Source organism: Allomuricauda sp. F6463D (genome assembly GCF_023015965.1).
Lineage (GTDB): Bacteria > Bacteroidota > Bacteroidia > Flavobacteriales > Flavobacteriaceae > Flagellimonas.
In genome coordinates this window covers 1,206,918-1,224,759 of the sequence record NZ_JALKAN010000001.1, presented here as the reverse complement: position 1 = coordinate 1,224,759, position 17,842 = coordinate 1,206,918, and the positions used below count along the sequence as shown (strand labels likewise).

Sequence of the window (17,842 nt, the reverse complement as noted above, 5' to 3'; positions counted from 1 at the left end):
GAATCGTCATGAAATACCAAAAGCTGCTATCGGAATTTGAAGGCCAATTGGATGCCTTGGAAAGCGGGAACGGGGATATCCTTTTCAAAGCGGAAAAGGGAATCGTTCTCGTGGAGAAAAGTATCCGTAAACTGCAAAAACAGATTACCGGCAAGACCTTCGAGACCCAAGCGGACGAAATCTACTTCTTCAAGCACGTCAAGCCCCAAATCTTTAGTAAGCTGATCTATTATGTTAGATTGTTCAATATCGAGAGCAAGCGGCCAAGGGGAAACGATGCGGCACAAATCAAGTACCTACAACTTCAGATCGACAAGTTCCAGACCTTTTTTAACGATAATCTGGAGTTTTATAATTATTACCGTCGTGGGGCCATGTCCCTCGACGAGCAGTATTTCGTTCGGGGTAACCGAGATCTCAGGTTGCCCCTTGAATCCTTCCACTTTTTGATCGATGATCAGTTTTCCACCTGTCAGGATGGTACCGTGGCCACGATCATGGCCTATGACATGCTCATCGTGTACCTGAGAAAGGAGGTAGATGACCTACAAAACAATTTAGAACCCCAAAAGAACATGACCATGGAAAAACCTTCAAAACTCTTCTGGACCGGCAACAAGACCGATCTGATCGAACTTTTATATGCACTCCAATCCAGCAAATGCATCAATAGCGGTACCACGGACATCAAGGAGTTGGCCTCGCATTTTGAACATTTTTACAATGTGGACCTCGGTAACTACTACCACACTTTTATTGATATCCGGTCCCGAAAGACCAGTAAGACCCGCTTTTTGGACAAGCTCATTGAGATGCTCAACCAACGGATGGATTCCCTGGATGAATGAGTTTTAGTTTTTCCCAAGTTGGTACCAACTTGGGAATTTGCATTTTGATGGGCCATAGGGGTATAATCTTGAGATTTATGAGCCCATTATTGGATGTACATTGTTTAAATTGAACCAAATACCATCAAATCCTATGCGCAGAAAAAAACACCCACCTTGGTACCAACTTGGGAAGTTTTTCCAAAAACCTTTTTGAGTTTTGTCCCTGAAAGTCAAATCAATCGAAGGGCCATCAAATGAAATGATAGTAATGGGATGGTCCTTCTTTTAAAACTCAAAAAACTATGGGAGCAACCATCGTCACCTCAGAAGATCTCATGGAGTTCAAAGTGGAACTCTTGGAAGACATCAAAGCATTATTGAAGGACCAAAGTGGACAACCGGGCAAGAAATGGCTCAAATCCAATGAGGTCCGGGACCTGTTGGGCATTTCGCCGGGTACCCTCCAAAACCTTAGGGTCAATGGGACCTTGCCCTACACCAAGATAGGTGGGGTGCTCTACTACGAGTACCATGAGATCATGGAAGTACTGGAGCAGAACAAGGTCCATAACCGCATCTAAAGTGGAGGACATCAATTATATCAAACACCTGAACGGGGTGTTTGCCCAGTTTGCCAAGGACAACCGCTTGAACCCGACCCATATCAGCCTGTACATCGGACTGTTCCAATTATGGAACCAAAATTATTTTGTGGCCGAGTTCTATATCAGTAGGGAAGAGGCCATGGCCTATGCCAAGATAGGGTCCAAATCGACCTATCACCGCTGCATCCGAGAGCTCAGTGATTGGAACTATATCCTGTACTCCCCGTCCCATAATCCTTACAAGGGCAGCCGGATCAAGATGTTCGATTTTGGGACAAGTACTGGACAAGCCCTGGACCGGTACCGTACCAAATTCGGGACAAGCAATGGACAAGCGTTGGTACCTATAAACAAACATATACAAACAACTAAAAACATTACAAACGGGAAGAAACGGAAAAAAATGAAAAAGAAAGTTTTTGAGATCGAAGAAAACAATGCCGAACAAACCCCCACTGTCCCATATCTGGACAACTTACGGACTAGCAAGGACAAAGACTACAACGAACCGCTATGAATTTTAAGGCCCCACATATCATCACTGAAGGTGTCATAAGCTATGAACTGGGCTCCTTGAAGGGCAGGGAGATCAAATACGATTTCGATAAGATCCTGGTCTACCTCGATGCCAAGGGAAAACTCCTGTTTGGCAAGAAGTTCAGGATGCACAGGGAGGACCGGGAGATGCTGTACAAGCTCAGTCTCTACTTTATCAGGGACAGTGAACGTTGCAAACAGTTCGGGATCGATGTGGATAAGGGCCTTCTCCTCTCAGGTCCGGTAGGCTGTGGGAAGACCAGTCTGATGAAACTGTTCAAGTTCATGGTGCCCCACCAAAGGCCTTATGAAGTCATTCCCTCCAGGAACATTGTCTTTGGCTTCAACCATTTGGGCTATAAGATTATTGGGGACTATGGAAACACCCAATCCTTTTGTTTTGACGACCTGGGTGTGGAACCTGATGGGGTCCATTTTGGAAAGGAGTGCAATGTCATGGGGGAGATCTTGCTGTCCCGCTATGAGCTGTTCACTGACCATAAGATCAAGACCCATGCCACCACCAATCTCAATGCACAGGAACTCGAATCAAGGTATGGGAACCGAGTAAGGTCAAGAATGCGGGAACTCTTTAACCTAGTGGGATTCGATAAGGACAGTAAGGACAAAAGAAAATAAGGTTTTGTGGCGGTGTAGCATGTAGCTTTGAATTTTGGCGAATTGCAATACTTTTTGATGGGCCGATCAGCCAATTTTGACGTTTTTCTGCTTTTGTGATGGGAACCAGATGGCACTTATTAACAAGGACTGGTCAAGGAACAATTAAATCTGTACGGATTCCTGACCAATTAAGCTTCTTTCAATGCAGCTAAAATGATGTTCACAAATAATTGATATTCAGCTATTTGAATCATCTATTCCTCTAATTTTCACATATCAATAATCGTCTAACCCTTAAACGTTTACGATATGCGAAAACCGTTCTTTATCACCTTAGTATTGCTTTTTACCTCCAGTGCCGTTTTGGCCCAGATCGGGGGCATCGAGGATTCGGTCAACGATATTTCTGATACCATTCGGGCCATATTTCCCATAATCCTGGGAGTTATCTTTTTAGTGGGCTTTCTTTTTAATGCAGGTCACTTCTTTGGAGAAAACGCCGACCTTAAAAAGGGGATTACCCGTGTATTGGTCTTTGTCCTTATTGCTGGTGCCGTGGTGGGCATCTTTACCTATCTCATCGGAATCGTGGTCTGATGAAACAGTTCGAGGTTTATAGAAATATACGAAAGCGGGCCATGATCATGAGGCTGTCCATTTCACTGTTTGCCCTGATGATGGTGTCTATCATCGGTTCGCTTTTGATCATCATTTTTTCGTTTCATTTTGGTGTCATCGTGGGCCTGCTGCTCTTCAATGCCCTTTTCTATGGGGCATTGGTGCGGTGGGTTAGGAAACCCTTCCAATTCACGGTGGTGCAAACCTTTCCCAAGATTATAAGCCTAAAACAGTTGAATCTCTTTACAAATGGCTAAACTCAATTTCCACGCATATCACCCCATACTGGATATCCAAAACCATGTGGTCTTTGGAAGCAATGGCAATGTGGTATTGTGTTATCAGGTGGAACTGCCTGAGATATACACCCTTTCTGAAACGGATTTTGAGGAGCTGCATGGGATGTGGTTCCAAGCCTTTAAATCCTTGCCTGTAGGTACGGTTATACATAAGCAGGATATATATCAAAAGAAGGGTTATGATGGTAGAAATCTTCCAAAGGATTCCTTTTTAGCAATGGCTACCCATGATTATTTTGTAGGTAGGGAGCATTTAGGCCATCAGAGTTATCTGTTCTTTGTACTTCCTCTTGACAAAGCCATTAATGCTACCAAATATGTCAATCCCTTTCGAAAAGTGGAGATAGGGTTGCATCGGAAATTGGATGTGCAAGTTGGTGAATTTGTGACCGCCGTCAACGATGCTGTATCCTATGTCAACAACTCCAAAAACGTGTCCATGGTACCCATGGAACCTGAAGCAATATTGGAGCATACCCATGCTTATTTCAATGGATACAATCTTGATTTTGATACGGATATCCAGCTAGGAAAAGGCCCCATCGAAATTGGTGACCATTATTTTGATGTGATGGCCATCAATAATGAAGGTTGTTTTGGTGAAACTGTGCGAAGCAGTGTGCCCAATTGGAAATTCAGTTCGGACGGATTTAGTTTTCATAAAGGTTTTTTGGACGGTCTGGGACTGGAATTGGGGGAGAACCATATCATCAACCAAATCCTTTATCTGGACGATACCCATCAATGGCGTAAACTATTGGATAAAAAAATTGAGGAACTCTCCAAGAGCTCCAATTTTGGTTCCCAGAACAAAGTGGTTCGCAATAAGGTCCAACATATCTTGGACAGGATCAATGGGGATGATACCGCACGGATCGTTCGTGGCCATGTAAACATTGTTTTTTGGCATACGGAAGCTGGGGTGTTGAAGCGCATTGCTTCTGGCATTAAGGCCATATTAAAGGAACTGGATATACGACCCTATCATCCCCATGGGGAGGAGCGCAAACATTATTTTTTGAACTCCTATCCCAGTTATGCTTCCAACTTTTCCAATGAAGATCTTTTTGTGATGGACCTGAAGGCAGCCCTTTGTCTGTATATCAACAATACCAATTATCGCTCTGATGAAACAGGAATCGTTTTTAATGATAGACAGTACAATATTCCTGTGGTCAAGGATGTATGGGACGAGGGGAAAAGGCGTATCAAGGCCCGGAACTTTGCCATTTTTGCCCCGACAGGGGAAGGGAAATCCTTCTTGGCCAATAATATCCTACGTCAATACTTTGAGGCCGATGTACGACTGGTCATTATCGATTTAGGGGGTTCTTATGCCAAATTTGCCCAATTGTATCCCGATGATCACGTGGTCCTTCGCTATGAGCAAGGCAAGAACTTGGGTATTAATCCCTTTTATATTTCTGATCCGTCCGATTTGACCCCTGAACGATTGGAAGATCTGGCCCTGTTCCTTTTGGAGCTCTTGGCGGAAAGCCATGTGACCAAATCCAAGGAAGTGGCCTTGAAAAAAGTGTTGTTGCACTATTATAATAAGATCATGGAGGGGCATTCCTTGGCTTCCCTATATCAATTCGTGGACAAGCACAAGGATACCTTGATCGAGGAAACCCAAGTTCAGGAATCCGATTTTAGTGTTTATGGCTTTTTGCACATCCTTTCTGAATATGTGGATGGGGGCCTGTACAGTTTTCTGTTCCATGTGGCAGAAGACCAGACCTATAAGATCGAGGACAAGCGTTTAATTGTCTTTGAGTTGGACGAGGTGCGCGACAATAGGGAAATCCTGTCCGTAATGCTCAAATTGATCAAGTCGGCCATCCAACGCACCATTTGGCGAAACCGCTCGGAAAGGGGCATCATCCTGTTCGATGAGTTTGCCAAGCAACTCAAGTTTCCCAATGTATTGGAGAGTGTGGAGTTCTATTACCAGGCCATCCGAAAGCAAAACGGGGCCATTGGTATCATCCTGCAATCCATCAACCAATTACCGGAAAATGCCACTTCGGCAAGTATCCTGGAGAATACGCAGGTCGTGTACAGTTTACGGAACGAAAAGGGCTATGATGAACTGGCAAGGCGATTGAACCTCTCCAACCATGATCTCAATCAATTGAAGTCCCTTAGAAACAACCTGACAGGGGAACACAAATACACCGAAATCTTTATCAAGATCGGGAAGGAAAGCAATGTCTTTCGCTTGGAGGTACCCCCAGAGGTCTATGCGGCCTATCTCACCGATGGGATGGAACATGGTCAGATCATGGAACTCTTTGAACAGTTCGGGAATATGGAACGGGCCATTACGGAATTTATAAATCAACAAAAGAAAACGATATGAAAATAGTTAAGAAACAAAACCTAAGGAACAATCCTAGAACATGGATGTTGGCGCTGTCCTTGGCCCTGTTATTGCCTGCAGGCGCTGCCTGCCAAGGGATGCCGGTGTATGACAATACGAACTTTATCAGTATGACCAAGTCCCTGTTGGAATCGGCCAAACAGACCTCTGAACTGCTAAAGACCGTGGAGTTTCTGAAGGAACAGAAGGACAATATTGTCAAGGTCAATAACACCATCAAACAACTGAAGGCGGTTCGGGAATTGGCACGGAACAACGAGATTTTATTTCGAACGGTACAGAACGATCTTCGTGATATTCTGAACTCACCCTATATCAAGGCAGGGGAGGTGGAACAGGTATCCAGAGCCTTTGAGCAGATCATGGATACGGCCATTGATGACCTGGATTTTGTAAACCAGATTTTGTCCAGTGATTTTTTGAAGATGTCCGATGCGGAGCGCACGGCCATTTTGATGGAAAAAAAAGTGCAGTCGCAGGAAATGGTGGCCGAGTTGGAGGTCAAGACACGAAGGTACCGGGAAATCATCTCCTTTCGGCGTATGCAGGATATCATCAATAACCGGGAAACCAATTACTGATGGCGGGAATCTTTTTGGGCATAGGATTGGAATATGTGGATGCCGTCTTCCAGACCATCAAGGACAGTGATTTCTCCCAATATACCATTGTGGGGATGAAGACCCTGGCCGTACTGTTTTTTTTGATCAATATTTTGAAGAAATACAATGAGGGAATAGCTTCCACCGATGGCCATACCTGGGGGTTGACCCCCACGGAACTGGCCAAGAATTTTTTGGTGGTGCTCTTGGTCATTTTCTCCACTGAGGTATTGGGAGTGTTCGATGGGATCCTGGTGGCCATTGAGGCCCAATACCGGGACACGGCTCCGGCACTCCTCCCATTACAGTTGCAGGATGTGGACCTGGAACGGGATGTGGGTGCCTTGGAAGCCGCCAAGAAAGCCATGGCACTGTTGTATGAGGCCTTGGTCACTCCTTTGTACGGATTAAAGGTCTTGGCCTTTATCATCGGGGTCATTCTTTGGTTGATGGACCTGTTCATCTATCCTTTGTTCCTTGCAGAGCGATATTTCCTATTGGGGATCCTACAGGCCTTTTTTCCCTTGGTCATCAGCTTGGCCGTCTTTGAAAAGTTCAGGCCATTGGCCTATAATTATTTCAAGCTCTATGCAGCAGTATATATGCTGGTTCCCGCCTTCTTTTTGGTCAATGTCTTCGTCAACAACCTTTATACGGAGATCACTACCAACTTCTGGGGGAACCTCTTTGGTTTCGATTTTGGGAGTGAATTCTTTGCCTCCATCATTGAACTCGGGACCATTGGCTTTATTGTCTTGCTCAAATTTAAATTGTACCGAAGGGCGACCAGTTTTACCCTTCGATTGTTCACCGGTTAAATTGAAGTCTATGAAAACACCTTTTAAAAGTATTGTTCATGTGCTGCGGCTCAACCGTTTTGTGGTTCTTGCCGTGGTTATCGCCTCGGGTTTGGTCTGTATGGTTGCTATGGTCCTAGTGGGCAGGATATACCGTGAATCGTTGAACGGGGCCTTCGTGGTCAATGGGGAAGGGGAGGTCATACCGCTTTCCTGGGCCGAACAACGAGATCATCTGGAAGTGGAGGCCCTGGCCCATTTGGAACAGTTTCATAGGTGGTTTTATGGGGTGGATGCCGGCAGTTATGAGAAGAACATGGAGAGGGCCCTTTGGTTGGGTAATGCCTCCGTGGGTGCTGTCTACCAACAGAAAAAGGCAGACGGTTTCTATAACCGGTTGTTGCAATATTCCCTTGTGCAAGAGGTCATCAGAATCGATGCAGAGCTGGATTGGGATGGGACTTCCTTTGCCTTTAGGTCCCAATTGCATATACGGATCAATCGGGGAACCGTCACCGATACCTATGAACTGGTGACCTCGGGACATCTGATCCAAGTGGAACGGAATTTCCCCCATAATCCACATGGATTGTTGATCACTGATTTTTTTGAAAACTCACTTCGTAAACTTGAAACTCATGAAAACACAGAAGAATAAAATAGTTTTTGTTCTGGTACTGGTATGTATGGTACTCTTTATCACCATATATAGTATCGTCACTTTTGGAAAGCCAAAAAAGGAAAGCCTTGATGTGGGAAGGATCCCCATGCCGGATCTGGAGGACACTTCAGTGGAATTTGAATCCAAACTGGAAGCCGTGGAAGCCATCAAGGTGGAAAAACAATCCACGGCACCCCAAGTATATCCCGACCACATGGTGGATGATAAAGGGTATTTCAATCCAAATTATATGGAATATGAAAAGCAGCGGATCATAGACAGTGTCTTTGATACCAATGTCTTTACTGCGAAAAAAGTTTCTGTATCGGATGTAGATGAAATGCCCCAGTTGGAGGTTGTAAAAAAGGTAAGGGAAGATGACCAAAACATGGCAATAGGTTCCCCAAGGACGGAAACGGATCTGGGACTTGCACATCAACTGTTCTTTGCCTCCAATCCAAAAAGGAACCGTCCCGATGGAAATTTACCAACTGCCGCTGCGGCCAAGGTGTATGTGGATGGAGATCAAACCCTTCGGGACGGACAACGTTTGGACTTGCGACTCACACATGACTATGTTGTGGATGGAAACAGAGTGCCAGGAGGTACCCGCCTCTATGGCTTTGTAAAGATAAGGCCCAACCGGGTGATGGTGGAACTTACCCGATTGGGGACAACCCTTATGGATATGCAAGCCTATGATGCCCAGGATGGACAGGAAGGGATTTATGTGAAGAACCATCTGCGAGGTGAAGTGGTGGATCGGTCTTTGGAAGAGGGCCTTGGAGAGATCAATGTGCCGGGTGTGCCCCAGTTCAATGGGATCAAACGCATATTTCAGCGCGATCAACGTACCGTTAAGGTTCAGATTTCCGATCATTATCAATTCTTCTTAATACCTAGATCATGAAAACACTAAACGTCATCATTGCAGTAATGCTAATGGCCTATGGACACACCGTGTCGGGCCAAAAGGCCCTGGATACCATCCGTGCCAATTCACAAATGAACGTGGCCCTTTTTTTTTCCAGTCCCATCAAACAGGCTGTAACGGGAAACAGTAAAGCGATCTTTACCTATAACCGGGAAGAAGCTCAGTATTTTGGGCTGTTGCAGGCCACAGCCAACACCATTACTAACCTCTTGGTGATCACCATGGACGGACAAGCGTACGACTTCATGGTGGTCTATGGGGAACACTTGGCACAAACCCATTTTTTTGTGGACAAGGCGCATAGCATTGGCCAAGTACAGCAATTACCTGGTAAAAAAGGGGATTCCTTGGCTTCCCACACAGCTCGATTTCCTCTTTTAAGTGGATTGCTATCAAGTGATGGAAATGGTGCCTTGGCATCGGTACGAAGAAAGGGAATCCGATTGCGGTTGAAAAGGTTGGTCTACCGAAACGCTCAAGTATTTATGGTCGTAGAGGTGCGCAACCGATCAGGCATTGATTTTGAAGTAGGCACCCTTGAGGCCCTAAGGATAAATGGCAGCTTGAAACGGAGATCCTCGTATCAAGAAACCAAGTTGGAACCCCATTATATCTTTGAACGGCCCAAAATCATTAAAACCGGGACTTCCCAAGGATTTGTACTTGTGCTACCCAAATTTATCCTTTCCCCTAAGGAGCATCTAAGACTGATTCTCTTGGAAAGCCGTGGAAGCAGAAGGTTGGAGCTCAACTATTGACCTATCGATAAAGGGAAGTGGAATCCCTTTTTGGGTATACACTTTAACATGAAAACAAAATTTTGCCATAACAAAGGTTATAATGGTTACTAAGAAAGGAAATAAATTAGGAATGGCACACCTCAAGAAAAATGGAACTGGCTTCCAGCAGTATTAATACCAGAATCCAGTATTCTCTTCGTAGTGGCCTAATAGGATTGCGGGAACACTGAAAATCCGTATTGCTATTGGGAATGCACCCTTTTATATGCTAAATTGCTCTATTTGCCTATCATCCTTTGATCTGATTACTTCCTATCTTACGTTTTAACAACTGCGCATTGATGGCCACAATGATGGTGCTCAGGCTCATGAACACAGCACCGACGGCAGGGCCCATGACAAACCCTGAGGAATACAGTACACCGGCGGCCAACGGAATGGCGACCACATTGTAGGCCGTTGCCCAAATCAGGTTCTGGATCATTTTGTTGTAGGTGGCCTTGCCGAACAGGATGAGATTGGCAATATCCTTGGGGTTACTGTTGACTAAGATGATGTCGGCGGTTTCCGCCGCAACGTCTGTACCGGAACCAACGGCAATGCCCACATTGGCCTTTGCAAGGGCCGGGGCATCGTTCACACCGTCCCCGGTCATGGCCACGAACTCGCCCTTACGTTGGAGTTCTTCCACTATTTCCACTTTTTGGTGGGGCAACACTTCGGCATAGTAGCCATCCAAACCGAGTTTTTCGCTAACGGCCCTGGCCGTTTTTTCATTGTCCCCAGTGGCCATCAATACCTTGATGTCGTTCTTCTTGAATACTTGGATGGCCTCTTGGGATTCCGATCGTATCTCATCGGCCAGTGCAATGTATCCGGCCAGTTTTTCCTCGATCAACACAAATACCACGGTTTCGGCGGCATCGCTATAGGCGTCTTTGGGAATGGGAATGTTGTTGTCCCTTAAAAAACCGGGACTGACCACTTTTACCGGTTTGTCCTCCACGGTTGCCTCGACCCCTTTTCCAGTGATCGCATGAAAGTTCGAGGGATTGGGAATGGTGACCTTTTCCTCTTGGGCCCTTTTGATGATACCCACGGCAATGGGGTGTTCCGAGCTTTGTTCCAAGGCACTTGCCAGGCGAAGGACTTCATCCGGGGAATAGTTGTCATCGACCGATTGGATTCGGGTAACGCCAAAATCACCTTTGGTCAGGGTCCCCGTTTTATCAAATAACAAGGCCGATATCTTCCGGGATTCCTCAAAGGCGGTCCTGTTGCGGATCAATAGGCCGTTTTGGGCGGATACCGCGGTGGAAATGGCCACCACCAAAGGGATGGCAAGACCCAGGGCATGGGGACAGGCAATGACCATAACGGTCACCATGCGTTCCAGGGCATAAACAAAGGGGAAACCCAGGGCCAACCATACCGCCAGGGTCCCAAAACCAATGGCCAAGGCGATATAGGTTAACCATTTGGCGGCCCTATCGGAAAGGTTCTGCATTTTGGACTTGGTCTTTTGGGCCTCTTCCACCATCGTGATCACTTTGTTGAGGTAACTATCCTTGCCCGTGTGCTCCACTTTGATCTTTAAGGTGCTGTTGCCATTGACAGAACCGCCGATCACCTTGTCCTTTTCCTCTTTCTTTACAGGTTTCGATTCCCCCGTGAGCATGGATTCGTTCAGGTAACTGCTGCCTTCGACGATGGTACCGTCGGCTGGGACCTTTTCCCCCGGCTTGACCAGTATGATGTCATCTTTCAATACCGCTTCCAACGGTATGTCCTCTATGGTTTCCCCTTTGACACGGTGTGCTTCGGCAGGCATCATGCTGACCAACAACTGTAAGGCTTTTGAGGCACCAAGGACGCTCTTCATCTCTATCCAATGCCCGAGTAGCATGATGGCGATAAGGGTGGACAGTTCCCAGAAAAAGTCTTGGCCCTTCAGTCCGAATACGGTGGCCGTGCTATAGAAATAGGCTACGGAAATGGCCATGGAGATCAAGGTCATCATTCCCGGTGCACCCTGTTTTATTTCTGACCAAAAACCTTTCAAAAAAGGCCATCCCCCATAGAAATATACAATGGTGGAAAGCCCGAAAAGAAAGTAAGGGTTACCGGGAAGCAGGAATTCATACCCAAAAAAATCCTGGATCATGGGCGATAGGAACAAAATGGGTATGGTGAGTACCAGCGTTGTCCAAAATCGCTTTCGAAAGTCGGCGATCATCATTTTGTGGTGGTCATGACCCATTTGGCCATGTGCGGGGTTGTGCCCAGAATGGCCCCCAGGGCCATGGTCCATTTTGGAGTGGTCGGTCTTATCGTGGTTCATCCGTGAATGGTCGTGGTGTTGGTGCTTTTCCATCATCGGTTCTTTTTAAGGGTTATCGTAATTTTTTTCTCATTTTTTCAGAAATGTTTCCGGCATAGACGCCATAGGCATCCACCAGGATGCCCCTGATGCCATCTTTGGAGGATATGGCGTACAGCACGCTGTTGTCATCGGTGCTGCTCATCCCCTCAAAACGATGGGTCTGGTCGACCTTAAAGTCCTCCGGTCGAATTTCGATTTTAAGGGAAGCGCATTCCAGACAATGGGGCTTGAGATTAAAATCATAGGTATAGCCCTTTGCCTGTAAATCGGATATGGCTTCTGAAAGGGTATCATAATTTTTCATAGGGTTTCGATTTTGGGTTATTGTGATATAACCATTTGTTGTTACAATCTCCATTGATAAATCGTCGTTTTTACAACAGATCAGAATGTATTGTCCTGAAAATGCCCCAGCCATTTAAAGGACGAATGTCCTTACAAAGGGACAAACCAGGGCATAGTGCCCAAGGTGGAAAAAAAAATCAAATCAATAAAGTCCTGTGGAGGATAGGGAGGTTTCGTTCGACCCAAGGGGGGATATAGTCTTTAAAAGGAACAATGCTTTCCTGTAGCCCACCAAAGCTATCGGTATGGTAAAAAATGGAGGTATATGGAACTAAGAGTGTATCGAAATCAAGGTCAAAAGATCGAACCATCAGGTCATTCTTGCCGAAATTGGCATAAGTAGCCGTGCTACAGCAATTCTTTTGCTCCAAAGAACACTTCCTTAAGGGGCTTTTGGGGTTTTGAAGCTTTTGGTCGCAGGGTTTTGCCTTTCCTGTCACGGAAAAACTGACCAATTTGTTACAACAAAAATGGGCGTTGGAAGCAAAGGAAGTCGTACTGACCAATACGGAACAGGCTAGAAACAGGGATAATATTTTCGATATGGTTTGCTTCACCTATTAAAATTAAAAAAAATAGTACACCGATCATAAAACATATTGAAATCAATTCGATCTTAACTCACTCATACATTAGTAGTTTTTTGTATTCTGATAATGTGGATTGTTCCTGTTTCAAAAGTATGGGAACTACTTCTGAAAAAACATGATGGACATCATGTTTTGGATTGGGTGGAACAACTTCATATGCCCATTCGATTTCTGTTGCTTGGGCAACAGGTGAAGCTAAAGGTCAATGTGCCCGATCCACCGACAGGATGTGGTATGGGACAACCTTTGTGGCCCGGCCTAAGAAATTGGTATACCATATATTCCCTATGGAAGACAAAATAGCATAGCCCGTCCTTCCTTCATTTCTGACATAAGGCCGACCTGAAAAAGCCGTTATGTCATTGCTGGCCAGGGAACGTTTTGTCATACTATATGTAATTGAAAATCAAACCGATGATTTTGTGGGGCCTGCTTAGGTTCAGGGCTGTGGAATGGCAAGGATTTTACATGAAATCGCCATAAAAAATATGTTAAATAAAATAGGGTTGTTAAAATTATTGTAGTTTTGTAATCGCATATGAAACTATTTTGGTTCAAAATATTATCTTGTTTCATGGCACTGAATGTGCTGGCCTCCACATTTTCCTTTGCGGTGGGGCAACACTATTGTGGTGAGGATCTTGTTGATTTTTCCTTCTTCGGTAAAGCGGAATCCTGTGGAATGGATGTGCAACAAGCTTCCGATTCGCATGAACATAATCTGCAAAAAAATGGATGCTGTGAAGATGAGACACTTTCTGTCCTCGGGCAGGAAGATCTTCTACTTTCAGTTGAAAATGTAAGTATAGGGGAGCATCAGTTCCTAATTGCCTTCACCTACAGTTACATCAATCTTTTTGAGGGATCACAGGAAAATATAGTTCCTGTCGTACATTACCCTCCGCCCCTTTTGGTCAAGGATATTCAGATTCTTGATCAAACTTTCCTTATTTAAGAGCATATCGATGACGTTTGGCCGTGCTATGGTTTTTGGCATGGCCCTAGGTATTTATTGCCTTTGGAACAATTTCACTATTTCCAACACAATAAACTCATGATATGCTCAATAAAATCATAAAATACTTTTTAGAGAACAAACTGGTGACCGTTCTCGTTTTAATAATGTTGGTTACCTGGGGGATTGTCACTTCCCCCTTCAATTGGAATACGGGCTTTTTGCCCAAAGACCCGGTGCCCGTGGATGCCATTCCCGATATTGGGGAAAACCAGCAAATTGTTTTCACGCAATGGCCCGGACGTTCGCCACAAGATATCGAGGATCAGATTTCTTATCCAATGACGACCTATTTACTGGGGATTCCAGGAGTGAAAACAATCCGTAGTTCATCCATCTTTGGATTTTCCAGTATCTATATCATTTTTGATGATGATGTGGAATTTTATTGGTCGCGTTCCCGGATCCTGGAAAAATTGAATTCACTTCCCACGGGTCTGTTGCCCGATGGCGTTACCCCGACTTTGGGTCCCGACGCCACGGCATTGGGACAGGTATATTGGTATACCTTGGAAGGAAGGGACAAGGATGGCAACCCTACGGGAGGATGGGATCTGCACGAGATACGGACCGCCCAGGATTTTTATGTGAAATATGGATTGAATGCCGTGGACGGGGTGTCCGAAGTGGCTTCGATCGGGGGTTATGTCCAAGAATATCAAGTGGATGTAAATCCGGATGCCCTAAAGGCCTATAATATCCCCTTATACAAGGTCATGGAGGCCGTACGGAAGTCGAACAGGGATGTGGGCGCCAAGACCATTGAAGTCAATCAAGCAGAATATTTGGTCAGGGGCTTGGGGTATGTCAAAAATACGGAAGACATAGAAAAGGCCGTGGTTGCCGTATTTGACAATGTCCCGGTTCGGATCAAGGATATTGGGGTGGTCAGCTTGGGACCGGCCACACGAAGGGGCGTGCTAGATAAAGGGGGCGCCGAAGTGGTAGGTGGCGTAGTGGTCGCCCGTTATGGTTCCAATCCCTTGGCGGTCATCAATAATGTGAAGGACAAGATCAAGGAAATCGCACCCGGATTGCCCAAGAAGACATTGGCCAATGGTGTGGAAAGCCAATTGACCGTGATCCCATTTTATGACCGGACACAGCTCATCCACGAGACCATAGGCACTTTGGAAAATGCCCTGTCGCACGAAATACTGATCAGCATCATCGTTGTACTGGTACTTGTCCTCAACTTGAGGGCCTCTGTGATCATATCCAGTCTATTGCCCGTCGGGGTACTAATGACCTTTATTGTCATGCAATATGCCGGGGTAGATGCCAATGTGGTCGCGCTTTCCGGAATAGCCATTGCCATAGGGGTGATGGTGGACGTGGGGATCGTGTTCGTCGAGAACATTATCCGACATTTGGAAATGCCCGAGAACCATGGTGCCAAGGGCAAGGAACTCATTCAGGTAATATATAGGGCCACCGTGGAAGTGGCCTCGGCAATTACCACGGCATTGGCGACCACTGTCGTGAGCTTTGTGCCTGTCTTTGCCATGCAATCGGCAGAAGGGAAGTTGTTTAGACCCCTGGCCTTTACCAAGACCTTCGCCCTGTTGAGCGCCTTTGTACTGGGAATCGTTGTACTGCCTGCCTTGGCCCATTTTGTACTGGGGGTGGATTATGACAAGAAACGGGTGCGACGATTTTGGTCCATTCTATTGATATCCACCGGGCTTATCTTTGCATTCTATGCCCAGATGTGGTTGCCATTGGTCATTTCACTCATTGGGTTGAACAATTTGATGGAACCCAAATGGCCGGAGCACTATAAATCGTTTCCCAACTATATCAATTTGGGATTGACCGTTTTTATCGCCTCGTTCTTCTTGACCGAGGAATGGATGCCCTTGGGACCCCAAAACGGTATTGTGGTCAACTACTTTTTTGTGTTGTTTCTAGTGGGCATTATCCTGGCCGCTTTGATGGGAATCGTACATTTCTATACACCGGTCCTAAAGTGGTGTCTGGAAAACAAGGGAAAGTTCATGCTCATCCCATTCGTGACCCTGTTTTTTGGGGTATTGGTTTGGCTGGGGTTCGATAGCACCTTTGGAATCGTGGCCAAAGGCTTTGAATCGGTAGGTTGGAAAAGTGTCAGACAGACCTCGGGATGGCAGGCAGCTTCCAAGAGATTCCCGGGAATAGGATCCGAGTTCATGCCATCACTCAATGAAGGTTCGTTCCTGTTGATGCCGACATCCATGCCGCATTCAGGGGTGGAATACAACAAAAGGGTGGTTGGACAGTTGGATATGCTCTTGGGAAGCATACCCGAAGTGGACTTGGTTGTCGGTAAACTCGGTCGCGTTGAATCCGCACTGGACCCTGCACCCATTTCCATGTATGAGAACATCATCAACTATAAACCTGAATTCATTGTGAATGAAGACGGACATAGGGTCCGTTATAAAGTAGATCGAAAAGATAGGTTCATTACCCAGCATAAAGACACTTTGACCAATGAGGAGGCCTTGCAGCGAGGGATTGCCGAGAAGGACCTGATCGTGGATGAGGACGGTGAGTTTTTCCGAAACTGGAGGCCCCATATCAAATCCCCCAACGATATCTGGGATGAGATCGTAAAGGTCACCAAAATCCCGGGCATAACCTCTGCTCCCAAATTACAGCCCATTGAAACCCGGTTGGTGATGCTGCAGACCGGAATGCGCGCTCCCATGGGGATCAAGGTTTTTGGACCCGATCTGAAGACCATCGAGGATTTTGGGATGCAATTGGAAGGTATCTTGAAGGAAGTGCCCTCAGTCAAGGCAGAAGCCGCATTCGCCGATAGAATAGTCGGCAAACCTTATTTGCACCTCAATATCAACAGGGACGGGATATCCCGATATGGTTTGAACATTGAAGATGTGCAGCAAAGCATCGAAACAGCGATCGGTGGGATGAAAATCACCTCCACCGTTGAGGGTAGGGAACGTTTTCCCGTGCGGGTGCGCTACCCGAGGGAATTGAGGGACGACCCGGAATCGTTGAAGAAAATTTTGATTCCCACACCGGTAGGGGCGCAAATTCCCTTATCCCAAGTGGTGGATTTTGAATATGTCCGCGGGCCTCAGGCCATCAAGAGCGAAAACACCTTTTTGGTGGGCTATGTGCTTTTTGATAAACGGGACGGTTTTGCGGAAGTCGATGTGGTGAACGATGCCCAAGAAGCCATCCAGAAAAAAATCGATGCAGGGGAATTAACGGTCCCCGCAGGAATAAGCTATAAGTTTTCAGGGAGTTATGAAAACCAAATCAGGGCAGTGAAAAGACTGTCCATTGTCATACCGATCAGTTTGATCGTGATTTTCTTGCTCCTGTTTTTTCAGTTCAAGACGGTCATCGCATCCTCCATCCATTTTTCCGGAGTTTTTGTTGCTTTTGCGGGAGGTTTCATAATGCTCTGGCTCTATGGTCAGGATTGGTTCATGAATTTTGCCATTGCAGGGGTCAACATGCGCGATCTGTTCCAAATGCACACGATCAACTTAAGCGTTGCGGTTTGGGTAGGATTTATCGCGCTTTTCGGTATTGCCACCGATGATGGTGTCATCATGGGTACGTACATCCACCAGGTTTTCGAGGAAAAGAACCCTCAAACCGTACCGGATGTGAGAGCGGCAGTTTTGGAGGCCGGGAAAAAAAGGGTGCGTCCCGCCATGATGACGGCAGCGGTGGCCATTATCGCCCTTTTACCAATACTCACCTCGACCGGAAAAGGGGCCGACATTATGATTCCCATGGCCATCCCGACTTTTGGGGGAATGACCATACAGATCATGACCATGTTCGTGGTCCCGGTACTCCAAGCCTATTGGAGGGAAACAGTCATTAAAAATCGCAACAAAGCATTGAAAAAAATACAGTAAA

17 protein-coding genes are annotated in these 17,842 nt (G+C 46.0%); 14 read left to right on the top strand and 3 right to left on the bottom strand.

The features are described from left to right. Window positions 1–8 precede the first annotated feature (8 nt). The 12 genes from MWU56_RS05390 (at window position 9) to MWU56_RS05335 (ending at window position 9,645) form a co-directional block, all read left to right on the top strand. Window positions 9–848, top strand: a complete 840-nt coding sequence (locus MWU56_RS05390; RefSeq protein WP_247042857.1) for an RteC domain-containing protein — start codon at window positions 9–11, stop codon at window positions 846–848. A 284-nt stretch (window positions 849–1,132) separates the two neighbouring features. Next, complete coding sequence (locus MWU56_RS05385; protein ID WP_247042856.1) at window positions 1,133–1,411, top strand: helix-turn-helix domain-containing protein; 279 nt, start codon at window positions 1,133–1,135, stop codon at window positions 1,409–1,411. Beyond that, the gene (locus MWU56_RS05380; protein WP_247042855.1) at window positions 1,362–1,952 is read left to right on the top strand and encodes a hypothetical protein; all 591 of its coding nucleotides are present in this window, start codon (window positions 1,362–1,364) and stop codon (window positions 1,950–1,952) included. The genes MWU56_RS05385 and MWU56_RS05380 overlap by 50 nt, the downstream gene beginning before the upstream one ends. Further along, entirely contained in the window at window positions 1,949–2,611 is a 663-nt protein-coding gene (locus MWU56_RS05375) for an ATPase (protein ID WP_247042854.1), read from the top strand. The genes MWU56_RS05380 and MWU56_RS05375 overlap by 4 nt, the downstream gene beginning before the upstream one ends. 291 nt (window positions 2,612–2,902) lie before the next feature. Next, window positions 2,903–3,190, top strand: coding sequence for a hypothetical protein (locus MWU56_RS05370; protein WP_247042853.1), 288 nt, complete (start codon window positions 2,903–2,905; stop codon window positions 3,188–3,190). Then, window positions 3,190–3,468 carry a hypothetical protein gene (locus MWU56_RS05365; RefSeq protein ID WP_247042852.1) on the top strand — a complete coding sequence of 93 codons (279 nt, stop codon included), beginning with the start codon at window positions 3,190–3,192 and terminating at the stop codon, window positions 3,466–3,468. Before MWU56_RS05370 ends, MWU56_RS05365 begins: the two co-directional genes overlap by 1 nt. Continuing rightward, entirely contained in the window at window positions 3,461–5,872 is a 2,412-nt protein-coding gene (locus MWU56_RS05360; protein ID WP_247042851.1) for a TraG family conjugative transposon ATPase, read from the top strand. The genes MWU56_RS05365 and MWU56_RS05360 overlap by 8 nt, the downstream gene beginning before the upstream one ends. Then, on the top strand, window positions 5,869–6,474 hold the full coding sequence (locus MWU56_RS05355) for a conjugal transfer protein (protein ID WP_083157924.1): 606 nt from the start codon (window positions 5,869–5,871) through the stop codon (window positions 6,472–6,474). Before MWU56_RS05360 ends, MWU56_RS05355 begins: the two co-directional genes overlap by 4 nt. After that, complete coding sequence (locus MWU56_RS05350) at window positions 6,474–7,313, top strand: hypothetical protein (RefSeq protein ID WP_176712344.1); 840 nt, start codon at window positions 6,474–6,476, stop codon at window positions 7,311–7,313. The genes MWU56_RS05355 and MWU56_RS05350 overlap by 1 nt, the downstream gene beginning before the upstream one ends. Before the next feature lie 10 nt (window positions 7,314–7,323). Further along, complete coding sequence (locus MWU56_RS05345) at window positions 7,324–7,950, top strand: conjugal transfer protein TraK (protein ID WP_067029097.1); 627 nt, start codon at window positions 7,324–7,326, stop codon at window positions 7,948–7,950. Further along, window positions 7,931–8,863 carry a conjugative transposon protein TraM gene (traM, locus tag MWU56_RS05340; RefSeq protein WP_067029095.1) on the top strand — a complete coding sequence of 311 codons (933 nt, stop codon included), beginning with the start codon at window positions 7,931–7,933 and terminating at the stop codon, window positions 8,861–8,863. The genes MWU56_RS05345 and traM overlap by 20 nt, the downstream gene beginning before the upstream one ends. Then, the gene (locus MWU56_RS05335) at window positions 8,860–9,645 is read left to right on the top strand and encodes a DUF4138 domain-containing protein (RefSeq protein WP_067029093.1); all 786 of its coding nucleotides are present in this window, start codon (window positions 8,860–8,862) and stop codon (window positions 9,643–9,645) included. Before traM ends, MWU56_RS05335 begins: the two co-directional genes overlap by 4 nt. Before the next feature lie 271 nt (window positions 9,646–9,916). Here MWU56_RS05335 and MWU56_RS05330 read toward each other — a convergent pair whose 3' ends face one another. The 3 genes from MWU56_RS05330 to MWU56_RS05320 all read right to left on the bottom strand — a co-directional run bounded on the left by MWU56_RS05330 (window position 9,917) and on the right by MWU56_RS05320 (window position 12,912). Next, window positions 9,917–12,004, bottom strand: a complete 2,088-nt coding sequence (locus MWU56_RS05330; protein ID WP_409552656.1) for a copper-translocating P-type ATPase — start codon at window positions 12,002–12,004, stop codon at window positions 9,917–9,919. Window positions 12,005–12,020: 16 nt separating this feature from the next. Further along, window positions 12,021–12,314 carry a phosphoribosylpyrophosphate synthetase gene (locus MWU56_RS05325; protein ID WP_067029136.1) on the bottom strand — a complete coding sequence of 98 codons (294 nt, stop codon included), beginning with the start codon at window positions 12,312–12,314 and terminating at the stop codon, window positions 12,021–12,023. A gap of 178 nt (window positions 12,315–12,492) precedes the next feature. After that, window positions 12,493–12,912: an HYC_CC_PP family protein gene (locus MWU56_RS05320; protein ID WP_067029091.1), complete on the bottom strand. Its 420-nt coding sequence runs from the start codon at window positions 12,910–12,912 to the stop codon at window positions 12,493–12,495. Window positions 12,913–13,483: 571 nt separating this feature from the next. Between MWU56_RS05320 and MWU56_RS05315 the strand changes: the two genes are divergently transcribed. Beyond that, complete coding sequence (locus tag MWU56_RS05315; protein ID WP_067035961.1) at window positions 13,484–13,900, top strand: HYC_CC_PP family protein; 417 nt, start codon at window positions 13,484–13,486, stop codon at window positions 13,898–13,900. A gap of 104 nt (window positions 13,901–14,004) precedes the next feature. Continuing rightward, the gene (locus MWU56_RS05310) at window positions 14,005–17,841 is read left to right on the top strand and encodes an efflux RND transporter permease subunit (protein WP_067035957.1); all 3,837 of its coding nucleotides are present in this window, start codon (window positions 14,005–14,007) and stop codon (window positions 17,839–17,841) included. Window position 17,842: the final 1 nt, after the last annotated feature.